The following is a 17,743-nucleotide window of genomic DNA, read 5'->3' as shown; positions in this document are numbered from 1 at the left end:
CGCCCCGGTTTAGTTAGTAGAGGTAACCGTTGATTTTTCTATTTTATTGCAATAGACCATTCCATCAATCCTTTTGGATTTAAAATAATCTAGCGCACGGCAATCAAAGCAAAATAAATTTCTCTCACAATTTGAACAATGTTGAATTTTCGTTTTAGACATCTCCCAAAAAATTTTGTATTCTTTTCTGTGGAAAGCTTCCCAAAGTTTCTCTTTTTTTAAATCTCCCAACTCATAATCCCTTATCATCATGCAAGGATAAATTTTGCCGTCAGAGGAAATAAAGATTTGGCCGTATAAACAGTTGTTATATTTTTTTAAATAGGGAACTGAATTCAAATTGATAGGAATTTCTCTATTTTCAGGGTTCATCATTTCAGCTATTCTGCTAATAGAGTAATATTTATTTGTAGGATATATATAGATATTTTGGTAATTTCTCTTTCCAAATTTTGATTGAATCTCTTCAAAAGAAGAATCATCTAAAGAAGAGACTATTATTGAAACAGTATGAGGTATTTTGTGTGTATCAATTATTCTAAAAGTTTCCTGAATACGTTCAAAAGAGCCGTCAACTTGGGTGATTTTTTCATATTGTTTATTTTTGGAACTGAAAATTTGCAAAGCTAATGAAACATTTTGATCTTTTAAGAACAGGCCAATATCGTTATTTATTAAAGTGCCATTTGTAAAAATGGTAACGTTGATTTTGTGTTTAAAAAGATAATTTAGCAGTTCTTTTAATAAATGCCATTTTAAAAATGGTTCTCCTCCTGTTATAAAGCATTCCTGTATCCCTAGTTTTATGCTTTGATCAATTATATCCTTCCACTCATTGAAATTCATCTCTTCTTTGGCCGGCCATTTTTTACATCCGCATGATCTGTAGATTACATTTTCTTCGGTACAAAATAAACACTTTAAATTACACGTCCCGGTTAACTCAATTACCAATCGATTTAGTCTAAAAGGGATTAATTTATCGTATTTTAATGTAGCAATTCTACTTGTTTTTATTTTTTCCAAGTATACACCATCACGATAATAAGCACCTAAATCATGTTCCAATAAATAATCTATTAATTTATCAGGAATCACTAGCATTGCAGTAATTAAATCTGATGATTCAAAATACTAAGAATGTTCAATTTTTTATTGATTTCGAAACAAAAAAAACCTTTACAATGGAAGTACAGGTGGTTCCTGCCCAAATCCAATCGTAAAGGATAACCATTATGGACAAGAATACACTAATTTCATCATTTGGTAAATGGGTTTCACCCATAAATATTCAAAAACTTAGCGAACAAGTCAAAGAATTGAAACAGGACTATTACACAAAAAAGCTGACAACAGAAGCCTATATTAAACTTTTATTGGTAGCCCAGCTGCTCGAATTTAAGAGCTTAGAGGAAATGAGTGATGCACTTGTAGACGAAGATCTTCAAAAAGCACTCGGATTTGAATCGATAAGTGCCTCTCAGCTATCCCGAAAAAACAATCAGATCCACCCACTCATTCTTGCAAATTTGTTCTTGGATCTTGTTTGGAAAATTCAACGGTACCATTATAAAAACGGAAAGAATATGCCACTGAAAATCATTGATTCAAGTACACTCCCGTTGAACTTGACCCATTATAAATGGGCAAAATTCCGGAAAACAAAAGCTGGTGTAAAGCTACACTTACGGCTTGTTTTCATGGATAAAGACACCGTCTATCCTGAAAAAGCAGTGATTACGACAGCAAAAGAACATGACCGAAATCAACTCGAAGTCCTAGTGGATGATCAAGAAGCCATGTATGTGTTTGACCGCGGTTATGTGGACTATGAACGTTTTGATCGGATGACAGATGATGGCTATTTCTTCGTTTCAAGACTGAAGAAAAACGCAGTCATTCGTGAAGTCTATACATTTTCACTTCCTGATGATTGTCACGTTCTATCCGATAAAATGGTCTACATTGGTACCACACAAAATCGTACTGAAAATGTCTTTCGTCTACTAGAAGTTATGGACACAAAAGGGAACTTACTTCGTTTCATCACCAACCGATTTGATTTAAAACCAGAAGAGATAAGTGATATTTACCGATCTCGCTGGGCTATTGAACTCTTTTTCAAATGGCTCAAGCAACACGTAGAAATTAAGCACTTTTATGGAATGAGTGAAACAGCTATTCAAAATCAAATTTTCTTAGCCCTGATCACGTATTGCTTACATGTTCTCATTCAATTGGAGATGAAAAGTAAGAAATCCCTACTTCGAATTACTCGTTGGTTAAAGAGAGCTCTGTGGAAACCAGCTTATGTTTGGTTGCGAAAATTTGATGGGCGAGCCAGTCCATAATCTCCCTTTTGTCGTTGTCGCTCTGGTTTAACTGTATATATTTACCAAATGGGCAGTGCCACCTTTCTTTAGGTTTTGTCTTTTTGGCACAAGTTCACAAAAATTAATTAACAGAAAATTCTAACTATATTTATGCAATGCTAATGATCAGGAATGTTTTCTTTATCCTGTTCGTTATTATTTAATGATTCTATAGCTTCGGCATCAGTTTTATTAAATTGAAATTTCTTTCCGCTTATTAAGTGATAAAGTACCGCCCCTTCATTTCCCTTCAAAAATATGACTTCCGGATGAAGTTTAAAGTTCATACGTTTCCTCTCCTTATTCTCTAATCTCTTGAAATATTCCCGGATTATTTTCTAAAATAGAGTAGTATGTAGAGAAAGAATTTATAATTCCTTCTCTAAAGTTTTTGCAAAAAGTGTCTTTTAATTGAAATCCTTGTCCGTCAGTTTCAGTTATTACATAGCAAAGGTTGCAAATATTATTTAAATTACAATTTTTGCATCCTGCTAAAGCAGAGAAAAAATTATTCATGTAATTAGCTTGCTTAGTTGGATCCAAGCCGGTTTCTATATTTCCAACAGGATAATGAGGATTAATTTTTTCGCACATATGAAAATTTCCATCACTATCTACAGCCAATTTATGGATTCCAGGCAGGCAAGTACCTCTTAACTCATTATTGCTATAAGCAGTATTCATCATAGGATCGAAGATGATGCTTTTAAGAATTGTTTTGGAAAAGTTAGTTGCTTTCTTTTCAAACTGTTTATCTTTCGCTCTTTCAATGAGTCCTTTGATAAAATCTTTTCTTCTTTCTAAATAGGATTGCTCCAACTGGACACCTTTATAGTACTCAGTATTTATATTACTTACCCTGTTTACTCGCTGAATCCGCTTATCCAGTTCAGGATGCTCCATAAAGTATTTATCTAATTTACCAAAATCTGTTAAATTATCATAAGTTATTAATATTCCATAAGGTAGTACCGGTTTATTTAGTCTCACTTTTTCCCGATATATATCATCCATTAAAGCCAGATTTTTAAAAACTCTGTCAAACGTTCCCTTTTCATTGATTGTAACCCGGTTTCTATCATGATTTTCCTTATCACCGTCTAAACTTACAGAAATAGAAAAATTTTTATCAAACATATAATTGATTTTGTCTTCAGTTAATAAATATGCATTGGTTGTTATTGAAAAGAAAATATTGTCAAATACCTTTTTGTAATTATCGTTGGTGTACTCAACAACCTGTTTTATAAGTTTCCAGTTTATTAAAGGCTCTCCTCCATAAAATCCAATGGATATGCTTAAATTGGGGTTGTATTGGATACTTTTTATATTTACATTCATATAGTAATCAATAGCGGATTTTGCGGTTTGAAAATCCATACGTTTATTTGAAAAATTCTTTGAATAAAAATAATGATCAGAGTAAATACAATATTTGCATCTGAAATTGCAAGCATCGGTAACAATTAAGCATAGATGCGATATTCCCTCTGTCAGTAGTTTTTCTTTAATAAATTGTTCAGTGATTTTTGGCAATTGAAAATCTGATTGAAAGAGGTTATATTTTACAATTTTATGAAGCAATTCATTTAGATTATTTTTTTTGAAGTCTTCTTCATGAATGGTGTCACCTATCTTAATTGCCGACAAAAAGTTTTTTTCTGATTTATTTACTGGAATAACTATTCTCGTACTGTTGTCATAACAATAATTACCTTTCTCGGTATCAAATAATAATGGTTCAGTTAAAAATTTAATCATTTCACTTCCTCCTCACTTATTTAAAAGTACCAAGAGCCACAAAAGGCGTCATGGCTCTTGGCCTATTAAGATATTAAGCTTTAAAGAAGCGTGCTTCCCCTGCTGCAAACCCTAATACGTCTGCGATCGGTGAGACTGTGTCAGCTGCACATGCAGCACCGCATGTTGCGATGCATTTCACCTGACAGAATAAGGTTGCCATTGTCATCCTCCTTTCTATTTTAACGTTAACCTTGTTGCAACCATCTTAGGGGAAGAAAGTGAAGAGGCCTCTCTACCAAAAATTATAAATGATGAACTCCATTAATTTACAGAAAAATTTTACATATTTTTGAATTTTTCCAACTATATGGGAGGCTATTAAAAAGGTCAATCTGACAGGGCATGAAAACAAGAAAATGATGGAATGATCCGGCGGAATGAGAAAATGGGTGGGAATCGCACAGCTGTTAATGAGAAAGCCGTCGATCTTAATTTTTGATGAACCGACAGCGGGATTGGACATTGAAGAGCGGATTCGCTTCCGCAATTTGCTAATAAACCTTGGTTTGGAGCATACCGTCATCATTTCGTCGCATATTGTCGAAGATATTGAGTTTTTATGGACAAAGATCGGTGTTTTAAAAAGCGGAAACGTCCTATTCGAAGGAACGCCAGCCGAGCTGAAAGCCCATGCGGAAAGATATGTATGGGAATATCGTGTCTCGCCGAATGAATTGGATACCATCATGGCGGAAAATGAAGTGATTCAGCTTCTCGAAGAGGGAGACGGCGTGAATGTACGGGTGTTTGCGAAAAAAGAGGAAGAAGGGGCGAAACAAGTCGCACCAAGACTAATTGATCGATATTTAGCCGTTGTTAGGGGTGTGAACTAAAATGAGAGATTATTTAGAAAGCATTTATGCACCTTTGTATTTGACCGAAAGACGATGGGGCTCACTTTTTTTGTCCCTGCTGTGATGTTTAGCTTATCTCTGTTGCTTATTCTGTTTGTTCCAAGAGAGGAAGATGATATTCACAGTAATATCATTATTATTCAAGGTGTTTTTATACCGTTTACTTGCTGGTGCCTTATGTATCGGCTGAGTGAAATGTATGAAGAAGGGGCGCATGAAACGTTAGTTCCATATTACTAAAAACGGTTTGGGATGGATTTCTTCCAGTACTTGATTGTCAATATTATCGGGGTTTTTCATTTATGTACCGCTTTTGTGATGAAATACGGGATGACTTCGTTATCTGGTCTTAACGTGATTCATTTTATGATTTTAGTATTATTCTATATGCTTTTTGGCACATCACTTATCGTGCTGATTAAAAACATTGAGATTTCTCTAACGATTATCATGATTTACACGGTTTTAGAAGTGCTTACGTTAGGAGAATTTATCCATGGCCGCACATCTTTCTATTCGATCCGCCTGTTTGGGATCCATTTTTATTGAGAAAATGGTTATTTTTGTCGATAACCGTTATCGTGCTAATGTTTATAACAGTTGTTTTCATTCAGCGGGCGGATAGGAAGCCGCAATAGGCTATTTTAATACAATTTATTCAAGCTTATGGTTAGGAAAAGCTTTGAGGCGATTTAATAAAAAATGGATAACGAAGTGCTAAACGAGCACTTCGTTATCCATATGCATCCGAAAATAGCTTGCCCTTAACGGCGAGACGAAATATTAAAGGACATTAAAATATCGAGCTTCAGGGTGTGAGGCGACGAAGGCAGAGACGGATGCTTCCGGTTCCATCATAAAGCCTTCCGTCAGCTGGATGCCGATTTTTTCAGGCTTTAACAGCTTAAACAGCTTCGCTTGATCTTCTAAGTCTGGACAAGCCGGATAGCCAAATGAATAGCGCTGACCTTGGTATTTTGCTGCAAACCGTTCCTGCATTGTGAAGTCAAGCGGATCCGGGAAGCCCCATCGGTCGCGGATCAGCTGGTGCGTCCGCTCTGCAAGACCTTCTGCCAGCTCCAGCGCCAATGCTTGAATCGCATGGCTCCGGAAAAATTCACCGCTTTCTTTAAACTGCATGGCGATGCTGCGAATGTCTTTTCCAGCAGTTACGGCAAACAGGGCGATATAATCATGCGGTGTTTCATCTGACCGTTCGCTTACATAGTCGGCAATGCATAAAAACGGCGGCTTTTCCTGCCGAGGGAATGTAAACGTCTCAATGATTTTATCTTTTGCAGCCGGATCTAAAATGTGAATGGAGTTTCCTTCGCGATAGGCCGGGAAAAATTGATAAATAGCAGATGGACGGAACCAGCCATTTTCTTTCCCTAAACGCAGCAATTCATCTATTTCATTTTTTAGTTCTACCGCTTTTTCCTGTTTTTCCAGAAGCATCTGTTTGACATTGCCTTTTAATCCGAGATGGTGTCCTAAAAGCATTTGCATGTTCACATACGGGACGACTTGGGCAATATCAATGTTTTGAATAATGTGTGGATTGCAGTCAGCTGGATGATATACGGTCGGTTTGGACACAGATGATTTTTTTTCAATGATCATAACAGGTTTGCTGCTTTTCTGTCTATTCTGTTTTTCCTCAACTGCGACCGTTCTTTTCTCAAGGAAAGCATCCGGGTTTTCTCTCAGCTTATTGGCAAGCGACAGCCCGTCCATTGCATCTTTCGCATATAACACAGGACCGTCATATTCCGGTGAAATTTTTTGATCGGTAAATTTGCGTGATAATGCAGCACCGCCGACTAAAATCGGAATCGAAATGTTGGCTGTTTTTAAGTCTTGTGCTGTTAACACCATTTGCTGGGCTGATTTGACGAGCAGTCCGGAAAGACCGATAATATCAGGCTTTTCATTATTGACCGCTTCAATCAGCTGCTGCGGCGCAACTTTAATGCCTAAATCAACGACGCGGTAGCCGTTGTTGGAAAGAATAATGTCAACTAAATTTTTGCCGATGTCATGGACGTCGCCCTTGACTGTAGCTAAAATGACTTTTCCTTTGCCGCTGTCATCTTTTTTTTCCATATACGGTTCTAAAAAGGCGACAGATGCTTTCATCACTTCCGCACTTTGAAGCACTTCAGCAACAATCAGCTGATTGTCGTTAAACAGTTCGCCGACAATTTCCATTCCTTTCATTAACGGCCCGTTGATGATATCGAGAGGATCATCATATTTTTCTAGTGCCAGTTGTAAGTCTTCGATTAATCCTTGCTTTGTTCCTTCCACAACGTATTGTGCGAGCCGTTCCTCCAAGGTTAATTCCGTTTTCGGCTTTTTTTCCTCTTTCTTTTTGTCGCGGTAAAAGTTCGTAAATTGTGCGAGCGTCTGATCATTTGTTTCAAATAATAAGTTTTCTGCCAACTTCCGCTCTTCCTCAGGGATCGAAGCGTACCGCTCTAATTTTTCCGTATTGACGATCGCATAATCGAGCCCTGCCTGTGTGCAATGGTATAAAAAAACGGCGTTTAATATTTCTCTGCCGACCGGCGGAAGCCCGAAAGAAACATTGCTGATCCCGAGAATAGTTAAACAGCCGGGAAGATGTTCTTTAATTAAACGGATCCCTTCGATCGTTTCTTGGGCAGATCCGATATATTGCTCATCACCTGTGCCGACAGGGAAGACAAGCGGGTCAAAAATAATGTCGCTTGGACTTATACCGTGTTGATTGACTAAAATGTCATAAGACCGCTTGGCAATCTCCAGCTTTCGCTCCGCAGTCAGAGCCATTCCGTCTTCATCGATTGTTCCGACGACAACAGCTGCACCGAATTGTTTCACAAGCGGGAGAACTTCTTCAAACCGTTCTAAGCCGTCCTCTAAATTGATCGAGTTGATGATCGCTTTCCCTTGTGAGTATTCGAGCGCTTTTCTGATGACATTGGCGTCGGTTGAGTCAATGACAAGCGGCGCTTTTACTTTTTTTACAACCTCGCGGATGAAGTTTTCCATATCTTCAAGCTCGTTTCGGTCCGGATCTGCGAGACAGACATCGATGACGTGGGCGCCGTTTTTCACTTGAGCGCGGGCGATCTCCGCTGCTTCTTCAAATTTTCCTTCCGCAATGAGACGCTTGAATTTACGCGAACCGATGACGTTTGTGCGTTCACCGACAAACAGCGGGCGCATTGATTCATCATAGCGAAGGGGCTCGATGCCTGATACCGTATGTTGATTTTGCTTTTTGACGATTTTTCGCGGTTTTAAGCCTTCCATTGCCTCCCTTATTGCGCGAATATGTTCGGGAGTTGTTCCGCAGCAGCCGCCGACCATATTAAGCCAGCCTCTTTCTGCAAACCCTCTGATTTTTTTTGCTAAAGATTCCGGTGATTCATGGTAGCGACCTTCTTCATCAGGCAGTCCGGCATTCGGATAACAGCTGACAGCGGTATTGGCGATTTCAGACAATGTGCGGATGTGATCGGTCATGAATTCAGGACCTGTCGCACAGTTTAAGCCGACGGCAATTGGATTCATATGTTCAGCTGAAATGTAAAACGCTTCAATATCTTGACCGGCGAGAGTTGTTCCCATCGGTTCTATCGTTCCGGACAGAATGATCGGCACTTCTTTCTTGAGCTTTTGAAAAGCTCGTTGAATTCCTAAGTAACCTGCTTTCACATTGAGCATATCTTGGCTTGTCTCAAGGAGAAGTACATCAACGCCCCCCACTAACAGTCCTTCCGCTTGAACTTGATAAGCTTCTGCCAATTGTTGGAATGTGACGCCGCCTGTAACGGAGAGCGTTTTAGTCGTTGGCCCCATTGATCCTGCCACAAAACGAGGCCAATCCGGTGTTGAATATTTTTCTGCAGCGCGCTTTGCAATCTCCGCTGCTTTTTTATTTATTTCAAAAGCAAGGTGCCCCAAGTTATATTCCTCGAGGACGATGCTTGTACCGCCAAACGTATTTGTCTCGATAATATCAGCACCTGCTTCAAGGTACGCTTCATGAATACGGACAATCGTTTCAGGGGAAGTGATGTTTAAATATTCGTTGCATCCTTCATATTCTTCACCGCCAAAATCTTTCGCAGATAATTCTGCAGCTTGAATCATTGTTCCCATGGCTCCGTCTAGTATTAGAATTTTTTTCTCCAGCTGTTCCTTTATGTTATACATGGGAAATCTTCCTTTCTCGTTTTGCCTTTTCTTTTTCATGAATGTATTCCGTCAGCTCGACTGTCATCTCATAATGCAAAAACGGAGTGATTAAGTAAATGCCGTTAAACAGGTCAAATGCTGCGTCAATAAGCGATTTTGCAATGGCAAGTCCTTCTCGTTTTCCCTTTTCTTTATCATTGCCTGCTTTTTGCATCTGTTCGCGAATCGAATCGGACAATTTAATGCCCGGCACTTCGTTATGAATAAATTCAGCATTGCGGCTGCTTATTAACGGCATAATCCCGAGATATATCGGAACATTCAGATGTTTTGTTGCTTTATATACTTCTTCGATCAGCTTCTCCGAGTAGAGCGGCTGCGTAATAAAATAATCGGCTCCGCAGCTGATTTTTTTCTCAAGTCTCTGAACTGCGCGATCAAGATGTCTTACGTTCGGATTGAAGGCGGCGGCTACAGTAAAGTTTGTTTTTTGACCAAGTGATTTTCCGGAGTATGACAAACCTTCATTAAATTGCTTAATTAAGCTGATTAAATCAAACGATGATAAATCATAGACAGAGGTTGCACCCGGAAAATCACCGATTTTGGACGGGTCGCCGGTGACCGCTAAAATATCGTGCAGGCCAAGCGTATGCAGCCCCATTAAATGGGATTGAATCCCGATTAAATTTCTGTCACGACATGTTAAATGAACGAGCGGGCGAAGCTGGAAACGGCTTTTCACAATATTTGCGCAAGCAACATTGCTGATTCTTGGTGTAGCAAGGGAATTATCCGCAAGCGTAATTGCATCAATCCCCGCTTTTTTCAACGCTTTTGCTCCTGTTAAAAATTTTTCCAAGCCGAGCGTTTTCGGCGGGTCCAATTCTACAATCACTGAGCGTCTGTTTTTTGCAATATCTGGGAGAGGAGTTTCTTGACTTTCTTTCATAGGTAAAACATGAATTGGAACATTTCGTTCTTTTACTTCTTTCTCTGTGACAGGAGGGAGGTTTGATACAGCTTCAGCCATTGCCCGAATATGTTTCGGCGCGGTTCCGCAGCATCCGCCGAGAAGCCGGACACCTTGTTTTCGGAATTGAAGAGCCGCTTCATAAAAATAGTGTTCATCTGATTCATAAACTAATCTTCCGTTTTCATACCTTGGCAGGCTGCCGTTTGGAAAAGCGGATAAAAAGGCATGTTCAAACAGCGGCACTTCTTCCAGAGATTGCAGCATATGATAAGGGCCTAAACGGCAATTGAGGCCGACAATATCTGCACCAAGTTCTTCAAGCATTTTCAAACCGTCTGCCAATCTTGTTCCATTTTGAAAGACGCCTTGTTCGTGCAAAGAAACATTTGTGATAATGGGCAAATCCGTTTCTTTTCTAGCTATTTGCAAAACGGTTTTCAGTTCTTCCAAGTCGTAATAGGTTTCTAAAATAATGCCATCTACGTTTTCGGATAAAAGGACATGAAGCTGCTCACGAAAATTTTCGGCAATGTCAGATAGCGTGAAGGCGCTTTTTTGAAACGAACGGATGCCGCCGATTGTTCCGATGACATACCCTTTGTTTTCCGCTTTTTGTAACGCCCTCTTTGCAAGTTCAACCCCTTTTTGGTTGATGATCTTTATATCATCTTCCAGCCCATATCTGGCAAGCTTTATGCGATTGGCGCCGTATGTATTTGTTTGAATAACAGTTGCGCCTGCGTCTAAATAGGCTGAATGAATCCGTTCTATTTCTTCCGGTTTTGAAACGTTTAGCTCATCAAAGCATCTGTCTATTCCGAATGAGTATAGTAGAGTCCCCATTGCTCCGTCGGCAATTAATATATGATTCTGTAAATCTTGTAAAAGCCCCATAAAAAGTCCTCCAATCAAATGAAATAGGCGCCTGCAAGGAGGCGAACACCTATATAAAAAAGAAAAGCCTTCTAAGAAGAAGACTTTTTCTTGAACATTTTCCCCTTCTTCTTATCTTCCGAGCGCAAATTTACGCATCGCTGGATTTAGCACCTTGGTACCCAAAGTTTTTGGGTAATCCGGTTGCTGAAGGTTCATCGGGCCAGTCCCTCCGCTTCTCTTGATAAGAACGCTTTACCGTATGAAATTTTAAAACAACGGATTAATCCTAATTTAACGAATTTTATCAAAATAATCAATATAAAATTTCAATTTTGTGAACAGGGCAAATGCTAGCGAAAATTAATAAATTGTACGTCGATCGGCAAGTCGGCGCTTTTCACAGCTGCAATCACTTTTTGCAAATCGTCCTTGCTTTTGCCGCTTACCCGGACTTGGTCGTCTTGAATTTGGCTTTTTACTTTTAGCCCGGTATTTTTGATCAGCGCATTGATCTTTTTCCCGTTTTCTTTGTCAATTCCGTTGACAAGTTTGGCTCTTTGTCTGACAGTGCCTCCTGAAGCCTTTTCGATTTTCCCGTACTGAATATTCTTGGTTGCGACACCGCGTTTAATCATTTTGCTTACTAATACATCTTTTAGTTGATTCAGCTTATATTCATCGTCAGAGATTAGCACAAGCTCATCTTTTTCTAGGGATATATCGCTTTTAGATCCTTTGAAATCATATCTGTTTACAATTTCTTTTTTCGCCATTTGAATGGAATTGTTCACTTCGGCAATATCCACTTTTGAGACGATGTCAAATGAATTCTCCTTAGCCAACTTTTTACCTCCAATAACGTTATTTACATTCATTATAGTGAATGTCGTTCAGTTGAACAACTCTTTTAGGGGTTCCTCGCAAATTAAATGAAAAAACCGTTACTTAAAGCAACGGCAAGGAAATTAATATCTGCTTAAATGCAATTAAGCTAAAGATGTCGCTTTAGAACATTTAGGGGAAAGAAAGTCTTGTAAGTTTTTTACTGCTTCGAGCGAATCTTCTCCTTCAGCGCTGATGACTACATGACCTTCTAAAAAGGCGGAAAAACCGAGCATGCTTAAAACGCTTTTCGCATTTAATTGGAGCTTTTTTGTTTGGAATAAAATGTAGCTGTTAAATTTAATCGCTTCATGGACAAGGGAAATGACATATTCCGGCTCCATCTCTTTTGTAAGATACACGGAAATTTCATGTTTCTTCATTGTGCCACCTCTTGTATACTTATTTTACAATATCTTACATTAATAAAGGATAGATTCCCACATGTTTGTCATTTCCTCTTACATATAAAAAAATGACCTCCGCTTTTGAATATGGAAACGTTTTGGATTTCTCTGTTTTTTAATGAAATGAATGGCCTAATCAAATTGAAAGTTATTGCCCCGCCCATGTTTTATTAGACAAAAATGAAAACAAAAGCTAGAGAAAAGATGCATACTGTAAGATAAGAAAGCGTCTTTTTCTTTCAGAACGTCCGGATAGAAGAGGTGGAAGACTCGCCTTTAGAGATATTTCAAAAAAAGAAAAAGCCCGACAGGCGGGCATTATAAATGATCCGTTTTCTTTGAGTATTGCCGTTTTCCAAGCTCTCGATTTTTTTCCTTCAATAGATTTTTTTCGTGTCGTTTTGCATTGTTGTCTACAGCTTTTTTATCATTATCGCTTGTTTTGGACATTCAGGAAGCTCCTTTCAATACTGTTATATACTTATGATTTCCATGAAGCTTCTTGAATATGTTTATTTAGAAAAAATACAGCAAGGGTGCCGGGGCCAGAGTGTGCACCAATGACAGCACCGATCGTATGGATGATAATTTCTTTTGGATGAAACGTTTCTTCAATTAATTGTTTTAATTCGAGAGCTGCTTCTTCATCATCACCATGGCTGATGGCGATTGTCTGTTCACTCAATCCGTCTCCACGCTCTTCCATCAGCTCAAGAATTCTCCGGTAAAGCTTCTTTTTCCCGCGGATTTTTTCCAGCGGGATCAGCTTTCCTTCTTCGACATGCAAAAGCGGCTTGATATTAAGCAGTCCGCCAACAAACGCAGATGTTTTGCTGATTCTCCCGCCGCGAGCCAAATATTCCAGGCGATCAACTGTAAAAATGTGCTCCATATGACTGCAATACTCTTTTACTGCATTTGCCATTTGTTCTAAATCAAGTCCTTGTTTTGCTAATTGAATGGTGTAGCGGACAGCAAGTCCATACCCAAGTGAAGCACATTTCGAATCGATAATTTGCAGTTTCCAATTCGGATATTTTTCAAGCAATTGCTGCTGAACCATAACGGCAGTTTGATATGTACCGGACAATTCGGAAGAAAAGGCAATATACAGCGCCGGCTGATTGTCTTTCGCCAGCTTTTCAAATTGATTGGTGATTGTTTCCGGTGATGCTTGTGATGTTTTAGCAACGTTTCCAGCTCTCATATAGTCGTAAACTTCTTTTGGTTTAATTGTCAACTGATCCTCATAGTCCTTCTCGCCAAGGTGGACACGAAGAGGGATGAAAGAAACGCCTTGATCGTTTAAAAAAGAGACAGGCAGATCACAAGCACTATCAGCGATAATGTGAATATTCATTAATCACACCTACTTTTTTTCATTTACATATAGTCTATCTTGATCACAAATAGAAAACAATACAATTTGTGCAAACTGAAAATTTAAAAAAGAAGGACAAAAAAAGAAAAAATGGACGAAACAAGAGGAGCTCGTTTCGTCCATTTCATATTTATTCCTTGTTCAAAATGTGCCGTACAATCGGCATTCTGGATGGTGTTATGCCTGCTCGATTTTTTCTCGATGCAGATGCTGTACAAAGATTGGTCTGTTCAAATTCGATCTGTTCATTATAAAAACAGCCCTTAAAAGGATTCGAAAATGAACGGAAGGGCATTATCCTTCGAAGCTTGCTTCGTTATTGACTCTTGCTTCTGATTCGGCAAACGTCATACGGTATGGAAACTTTTCATCATGTTTTTTGACAGCACCTTTTCCTTGCTCAATGAATCGTTTCGATTTATTCCGTTTGCCCAAGTTTGCATCCCCCTTTTGATCATTGACGAAATGAGTTCGTCAATTATAGGGTATTCCTTTTTAAACATCTAAATCCTTGTCAATTGTTGTGAGGTGTAAAAAGATAATCGAACTTTTGGACTTTTGCAAAGATTAAAGGGACAGCAATTCCTTTAAAAATTTTGCAACTCCGTCTTCTTCATTTGTCAGCGTAATTTCATCAGCAATCTCTTTGAGCGGCTCAATTCCGTTTCCCATTGCAACGCCTAATCCCGCATATTCGATCATTTCCAAATCATTGTCTTCGTCGCCAAAAGCGATAATTTGCTCTCGAGGGATATTGTAAAATTCGGCGATTTTTTGCAATCCGACTGCTTTATTAATGCCTGCTCGGATAATTTCAATAACATGCCACGGGTGAGCCCAGCTTCTGTGGTCTACAACTTCCGCATGAACTTCATTTAAATAATGGCGAATCCGCTTGACATTTTCTTCGTCTGAATGGATTAACATGCTTGTGACATCGCGATTTAAAACAGCTTTTAAGTTGCCGATTTCAATTTTCGGATTTCCTATACTGAAAATATCCAACCATTGTTCATTATGGTAATGAAAATAAACATGATCAAGCACTTCTGCTAAAATGTTATGGACTTGATGCTGTTCGGCGATTTCTACAATCTCTTTTACAACAGATACATCAAGGGTTGTATGATGAAATCCCCAGGATTCATCCAGCGGATGATGGACAAAGGCTCCGTTAAAATTGACAATCGGGGTTTTTAATTTTAATTCTTCGTAATACATTTTGCTCGAGCGGAACGGCCTTCCTGTTGAAATGCATATGATATGCCCTTCTTCTTGTGCTTTTTGCAAAACATTTTTTGTAAAAGGAGAAATCGTTTTGTCATCTTTCAGCAATGTGCCGTCTAAATCCAATGCGATTAAATGTTTTTTGGCCATAATCTCTCCTCATTTTTTGTTTTTATTTAGTGTATCTTTTTTCCATCTTTTTTGTCCACATGTTAAACTAATTTTAGCAAAAAAATAATGAAAGGAGCATCCTAATTGAAGGTCATTGTTGAGCATACGATGGCGGACAATATCCCTGTACTGCATGTATGCAAAGAAGATTTTATAAAAGATGAGCTGCCGCTTGTTGTGTTTATCCATGGATTTACGAGCGCAAAAGAGCATAATTTGCACATTGCCTATCTTTTGGCGGAAAAAGGTTTGCGAGTAGTATTGCCTGATGCGAAATTTCACGGAGAGAGGGATGAGAATCTTTCAGAGGCTGACTTAAATTTAAATTTTTGGAATATTGTTATCAGTTCTGTTAAAGAGCTCGAAAAAATAAAAAATTATTTTTTTGAAAAAGAATTGATTGACGGGAAAAATATAGGGGTAGCGGGAACTTCCATGGGCGGTGTTGCTACACTTGGAGCGCTCACCCAATATCCGTGGATCAAAGCTGCTGTCAGTTTAATGGGCAGCCCAAATTATCAGGAATTTTTCAAATATCTTGTGGACTCCTATCAAAAAGCAGGCTATACCTTTCCGTTGTCTGAAGAAGAAATTCAGCAGCAATTCGATGCGTTGTATGAGTATGATTTATCCGTACATAAAGAAGCGTTATGCAACCGCCCCCTTTTGTTTTGGCACGGGATGAAGGACCAAGTTGTACCGTTCGCTCCTACTTATCAATTTTATGAAGAGATAAAGCCGTTGTATGCTGACAATCCGGAACATTTGGCATTTATTGCGGAAAAGGATGCAGGGCATAAGGTGTCTCGAAAAGGGGTGCTAGAAACGGTTGAATGGTTTGTACGGCATTTGAGGTAGAAAATTTTTAATGTGGCATTAACTTCGATATAATGATATTAACGAATATAAGAGGAGTGGATCGAAATGGATGAAGCGCTGAAGGAAAATATAATGGGTGCTCTTGAACAAGTTATTGACCCAGAACTCGGCATTGACATTGTCAATTTAGGATTAATATATGATTTGGAACTGAACGATGAAGGAGTCCTCAAAGTAACTATGACATTGACGGCAATGGGATGCCCCCTTGCTGGAACAATTGTTCAACAAGTAAAAGCTGCGCTTGACGGAATTCCAGAAATCAAAGATGTCGATGTCAACATCGTTTGGAATCCACCTTGGACGAAGGACCGCATGTCCAGATACGCAAAAATTGCCTTGGGTATTCAATAAAAACTTGTGCAGACTGGCGGAAAAGGCCAGTCTTTTTTATTATGCAAATGTTTTATCAATTTGACTGCAAGTGTCATTATGTTTTTTTTTCGTTTTTATCGCTTCTTTTGTTTATCTCATCACCATAATGGAGCTTTTATCCCGAAACATAACTTGCATTTTTTCTTCAGCATGGCATATCCGGATAATTTGCAAGGGATTTCCTGCTCTCTACTATATTAAGAATCCTTGTTTTTGAACAGAAAAATTATAAATATACAATTGATTTTATTTTTATACAGTATTATAATGGTAACTAATTTAACGGAATGAATTGAAGGTGATTGAGGTTGAATATAGGAATTATCGGGGCAACAGGATATGGCGGTGTGGAACTTTATCGAATTTTAGCCAATCATCGGTATGTCGAAAACATTCATTTATATACATCTTCAGCAGAAAAAAAGAGCTATATTGACGAATATCCGCATTTATCCCATATAAAAGAAAATGAACTAAAACCGCTAGAGCCGGATCAAATAAAAGAAGAAAATGATGTTGTTTTTCTTGCGACGCCGTCGGGGATATCGGCTTCACTGACGCCGGAATTGCTTGACGATCAATTGAAAATCATCGACTTATCAGGCGATTTAAGGTTAAAAAACAGTGATGATTATGAAAAATGGTATAAAAAAGCACCAGCGCCTGAAATGCTTTTGCAGGAAGCGGTATACGGCTTGACAGAGCTGTATCGTGAGGATATTAAGAACGCTAAAATTTTGGCGAATCCTGGGTGCTATCCAACTGCAACCTTGCTTGGCCTAGCACCGCTTGTGCGGGAAAAAATCGTCAAAGAGAACTCGATCATTGTTGATGCAAAATCGGGTGTTTCAGGTGCAGGTCGAAACGCGTCGCTTGCTACAAGCTTTGTTGAAATACAAGATAATTTCAAAATTTATAAAGTACATCAGCATCAGCATATACCGGAAATTGAACAGGAGCTTCATAAGTGGGACGAGAAAGTCGGCTTCATTTCGTTCAGCACCCACTTAGTGCCGATGACAAGAGGGATTATGGCGACAATGTATATTGAATTATTAGAAGAATGGAATACTTCAAAATTAGTAGATTTATATGAATCGTTTTATAAACATTCACCATTTGTGAGAGTGCGTACAAACGGAACGTTCCCAAGCACAAAGGAAGTGTACGGCTCGAATTATTGTGATATCGGTCTTGCATTTGATCAAAGAACAAGTCGGTTGACAGTCGTATCTGTCATTGACAATTTGATGAAAGGCGCTGCAGGGCAGGCAGTGCAAAATTTCAACATTATGTCAGGATTCCAAGAAAATGAAGGACTAAACTTTTTGCCAGTATATCCATAACATCAA

Annotated in this window: 17 protein-coding genes, 1 pseudogene and 1 riboswitch; of the genes and pseudogenes, 6 read left to right on the top strand and 12 right to left on the bottom strand. The window is 38.7% G+C overall.

The genetic code is table 11. The features are described 5' to 3' along the window. Window positions 1-9: 9 nt before the first annotated feature. Window positions 10-1,104 (bottom strand): radical SAM protein, encoded by a 1,095-nt coding sequence (locus tag NSQ94_RS13865; protein ID WP_339229438.1) that lies wholly within the window; start codon window positions 1,102-1,104, stop codon window positions 10-12. A 131-nt stretch (window positions 1,105-1,235) separates the two neighbouring features. Here NSQ94_RS13865 and NSQ94_RS13860 point away from each other — a divergent pair, with 131 nt between their 5' ends. Continuing rightward, complete coding sequence (locus NSQ94_RS13860; RefSeq protein WP_003352762.1) at window positions 1,236-2,351, top strand: IS4 family transposase; 1,116 nt, start codon at window positions 1,236-1,238, stop codon at window positions 2,349-2,351. A gap of 140 nt (window positions 2,352-2,491) precedes the next feature. Here the strand turns inward: NSQ94_RS13860 and NSQ94_RS13855 are convergent, their stop codons facing one another. The 3 genes from NSQ94_RS13855 to NSQ94_RS13845 all read right to left on the bottom strand — a co-directional run bounded on the left by NSQ94_RS13855 (window position 2,492) and on the right by NSQ94_RS13845 (window position 4,335). Beyond that, window positions 2,492-2,659, bottom strand: a complete 168-nt coding sequence (locus tag NSQ94_RS13855) for a hypothetical protein (RefSeq protein ID WP_339229436.1) — start codon at window positions 2,657-2,659, stop codon at window positions 2,492-2,494. Between the two features lie 13 nt (window positions 2,660-2,672). Further along, window positions 2,673-4,133 carry a radical SAM protein gene (locus NSQ94_RS13850; RefSeq protein WP_339229434.1) on the bottom strand — a complete coding sequence of 487 codons (1,461 nt, stop codon included), beginning with the start codon at window positions 4,131-4,133 and terminating at the stop codon, window positions 2,673-2,675. Window positions 4,134-4,206: 73 nt separating this feature from the next. After that, the gene (locus tag NSQ94_RS13845; protein WP_158640141.1) at window positions 4,207-4,335 is read right to left on the bottom strand and encodes a huazacin family RiPP peptide; all 129 of its coding nucleotides are present in this window, start codon (window positions 4,333-4,335) and stop codon (window positions 4,207-4,209) included. Between the two features lie 145 nt (window positions 4,336-4,480). Between NSQ94_RS13845 and NSQ94_RS13840 the strand changes: the two are divergent. Continuing rightward, window positions 4,481-5,008, top strand: a pseudogene (locus NSQ94_RS13840) (ATP-binding cassette domain-containing protein); the annotation flags it as partial. 291 nt (window positions 5,009-5,299) lie between these two features. Beyond that, window positions 5,300-5,578 carry a hypothetical protein gene (locus NSQ94_RS13835; RefSeq protein WP_261308741.1) on the top strand — a complete coding sequence of 93 codons (279 nt, stop codon included), beginning with the start codon at window positions 5,300-5,302 and terminating at the stop codon, window positions 5,576-5,578. A gap of 234 nt (window positions 5,579-5,812) precedes the next feature. Here the strand turns inward: NSQ94_RS13835 and metH are convergent, their stop codons facing one another. The 8 genes from metH to NSQ94_RS13795 form a co-directional block, all read right to left on the bottom strand. Further along, the gene (metH, locus tag NSQ94_RS13830; protein WP_339229432.1) at window positions 5,813-9,235 is read right to left on the bottom strand and encodes a methionine synthase; all 3,423 of its coding nucleotides are present in this window, start codon (window positions 9,233-9,235) and stop codon (window positions 5,813-5,815) included. Further along, the gene (locus NSQ94_RS13825; protein WP_327873815.1) at window positions 9,228-11,087 is read right to left on the bottom strand and encodes a bifunctional homocysteine S-methyltransferase/methylenetetrahydrofolate reductase; all 1,860 of its coding nucleotides are present in this window, start codon (window positions 11,085-11,087) and stop codon (window positions 9,228-9,230) included. Before NSQ94_RS13825 ends, metH begins: the two co-directional genes overlap by 8 nt. 108 nt (window positions 11,088-11,195) lie before the next feature. Further along, window positions 11,196-11,317: riboswitch (SAM riboswitch) on the bottom strand. Between the two features lie 102 nt (window positions 11,318-11,419). Next, window positions 11,420-11,911, bottom strand: coding sequence for a YajQ family cyclic di-GMP-binding protein (locus tag NSQ94_RS13820; protein WP_063387028.1), 492 nt, complete (start codon window positions 11,909-11,911; stop codon window positions 11,420-11,422). A 144-nt stretch (window positions 11,912-12,055) separates the two neighbouring features. Beyond that, a complete protein-coding gene (locus NSQ94_RS13815) occupies window positions 12,056-12,334 on the bottom strand; it encodes an HPr family phosphocarrier protein (protein ID WP_063387027.1) in 279 nt (92 codons plus the stop codon). A gap of 342 nt (window positions 12,335-12,676) precedes the next feature. Beyond that, complete coding sequence (locus NSQ94_RS13810; RefSeq protein ID WP_082829462.1) at window positions 12,677-12,808, bottom strand: DUF3941 domain-containing protein; 132 nt, start codon at window positions 12,806-12,808, stop codon at window positions 12,677-12,679. A 31-nt stretch (window positions 12,809-12,839) separates the two neighbouring features. Then, window positions 12,840-13,718 carry a DegV family protein gene (locus NSQ94_RS13805; protein ID WP_063387026.1) on the bottom strand — a complete coding sequence of 293 codons (879 nt, stop codon included), beginning with the start codon at window positions 13,716-13,718 and terminating at the stop codon, window positions 12,840-12,842. Between the two features lie 315 nt (window positions 13,719-14,033). Next, entirely contained in the window at window positions 14,034-14,174 is a 141-nt protein-coding gene (locus NSQ94_RS13800) for a hypothetical protein (protein ID WP_063387024.1), read from the bottom strand. A gap of 132 nt (window positions 14,175-14,306) precedes the next feature. Continuing rightward, window positions 14,307-15,116: a Cof-type HAD-IIB family hydrolase gene (locus tag NSQ94_RS13795; RefSeq protein ID WP_130158455.1), complete on the bottom strand. Its 810-nt coding sequence runs from the start codon at window positions 15,114-15,116 to the stop codon at window positions 14,307-14,309. A 129-nt stretch (window positions 15,117-15,245) separates the two neighbouring features. Here NSQ94_RS13795 and NSQ94_RS13790 point away from each other — a divergent pair, with 129 nt between their 5' ends. The 3 genes from NSQ94_RS13790 (at window position 15,246) to argC (ending at window position 17,737) form a co-directional block, all read left to right on the top strand. After that, complete coding sequence (locus NSQ94_RS13790; protein ID WP_066248429.1) at window positions 15,246-15,995, top strand: alpha/beta fold hydrolase; 750 nt, start codon at window positions 15,246-15,248, stop codon at window positions 15,993-15,995. 66 nt (window positions 15,996-16,061) lie between these two features. Then, complete coding sequence (locus NSQ94_RS13785; RefSeq protein ID WP_063387022.1) at window positions 16,062-16,370, top strand: metal-sulfur cluster assembly factor; 309 nt, start codon at window positions 16,062-16,064, stop codon at window positions 16,368-16,370. 329 nt (window positions 16,371-16,699) lie between these two features. Beyond that, window positions 16,700-17,737: an N-acetyl-gamma-glutamyl-phosphate reductase gene (gene argC, locus NSQ94_RS13780; RefSeq protein WP_063387021.1), complete on the top strand. Its 1,038-nt coding sequence runs from the start codon at window positions 16,700-16,702 to the stop codon at window positions 17,735-17,737. Window positions 17,738-17,743: the final 6 nt, after the last annotated feature.

It is taken from the genome of Aeribacillus sp. FSL K6-2833 (assembly GCF_037965815.1).
GTDB lineage: Bacteria > Bacillota > Bacilli > Bacillales > Aeribacillaceae > Aeribacillus > Aeribacillus composti.
The sequence above is the reverse complement of the archived record's forward strand: the minus strand, read 5'-3'. Positions and strand labels throughout refer to the sequence as shown.

Excerpts from the sequence above, each read along its gene's own strand:
- NSQ94_RS13810 (WP_082829462.1), bottom strand. The coding sequence starts at position 12,808 with ATGTCCAAAACAAGCGATAATGATAAAAAAGCTGTAGACAACAATGCA.
- NSQ94_RS13815 (WP_063387027.1), bottom strand. The coding sequence starts at position 12,334 with ATGAAGAAACATGAAATTTCCGTGTATCTTACAAAAGAGATGGAGCCG.
- NSQ94_RS13845 (WP_158640141.1), bottom strand. The coding sequence starts at position 4,335 with ATGGCAACCTTATTCTGTCAGGTGAAATGCATCGCAACATGCGGTGCT.
- NSQ94_RS13785 (WP_063387022.1), top strand. The coding sequence starts at position 16,062 with ATGGATGAAGCGCTGAAGGAAAATATAATGGGTGCTCTTGAACAAGTT.
- NSQ94_RS13855 (WP_339229436.1), bottom strand. The coding sequence starts at position 2,659 with ATGAACTTTAAACTTCATCCGGAAGTCATATTTTTGAAGGGAAATGAA.
- NSQ94_RS13805 (WP_063387026.1), bottom strand. The coding sequence starts at position 13,718 with ATGAATATTCACATTATCGCTGATAGTGCTTGTGATCTGCCTGTCTCT.
- NSQ94_RS13865 (WP_339229438.1), bottom strand. The coding sequence starts at position 1,104 with ATGCTAGTGATTCCTGATAAATTAATAGATTATTTATTGGAACATGAT.
- metH (WP_339229432.1), bottom strand. The coding sequence starts at position 9,235 with ATGTATAACATAAAGGAACAGCTGGAGAAAAAAATTCTAATACTAGAC.
- NSQ94_RS13850 (WP_339229434.1), bottom strand. The coding sequence starts at position 4,133 with ATGATTAAATTTTTAACTGAACCATTATTATTTGATACCGAGAAAGGT.
- NSQ94_RS13795 (WP_130158455.1), bottom strand. The coding sequence starts at position 15,116 with ATGGCCAAAAAACATTTAATCGCATTGGATTTAGACGGCACATTGCTG.
- NSQ94_RS13825 (WP_327873815.1), bottom strand. The coding sequence starts at position 11,087 with ATGGGGCTTTTACAAGATTTACAGAATCATATATTAATTGCCGACGGA.
- NSQ94_RS13860 (WP_003352762.1), top strand. The coding sequence starts at position 1,236 with ATGGACAAGAATACACTAATTTCATCATTTGGTAAATGGGTTTCACCC.
- NSQ94_RS13790 (WP_066248429.1), top strand. The coding sequence starts at position 15,246 with ATGGCGGACAATATCCCTGTACTGCATGTATGCAAAGAAGATTTTATA.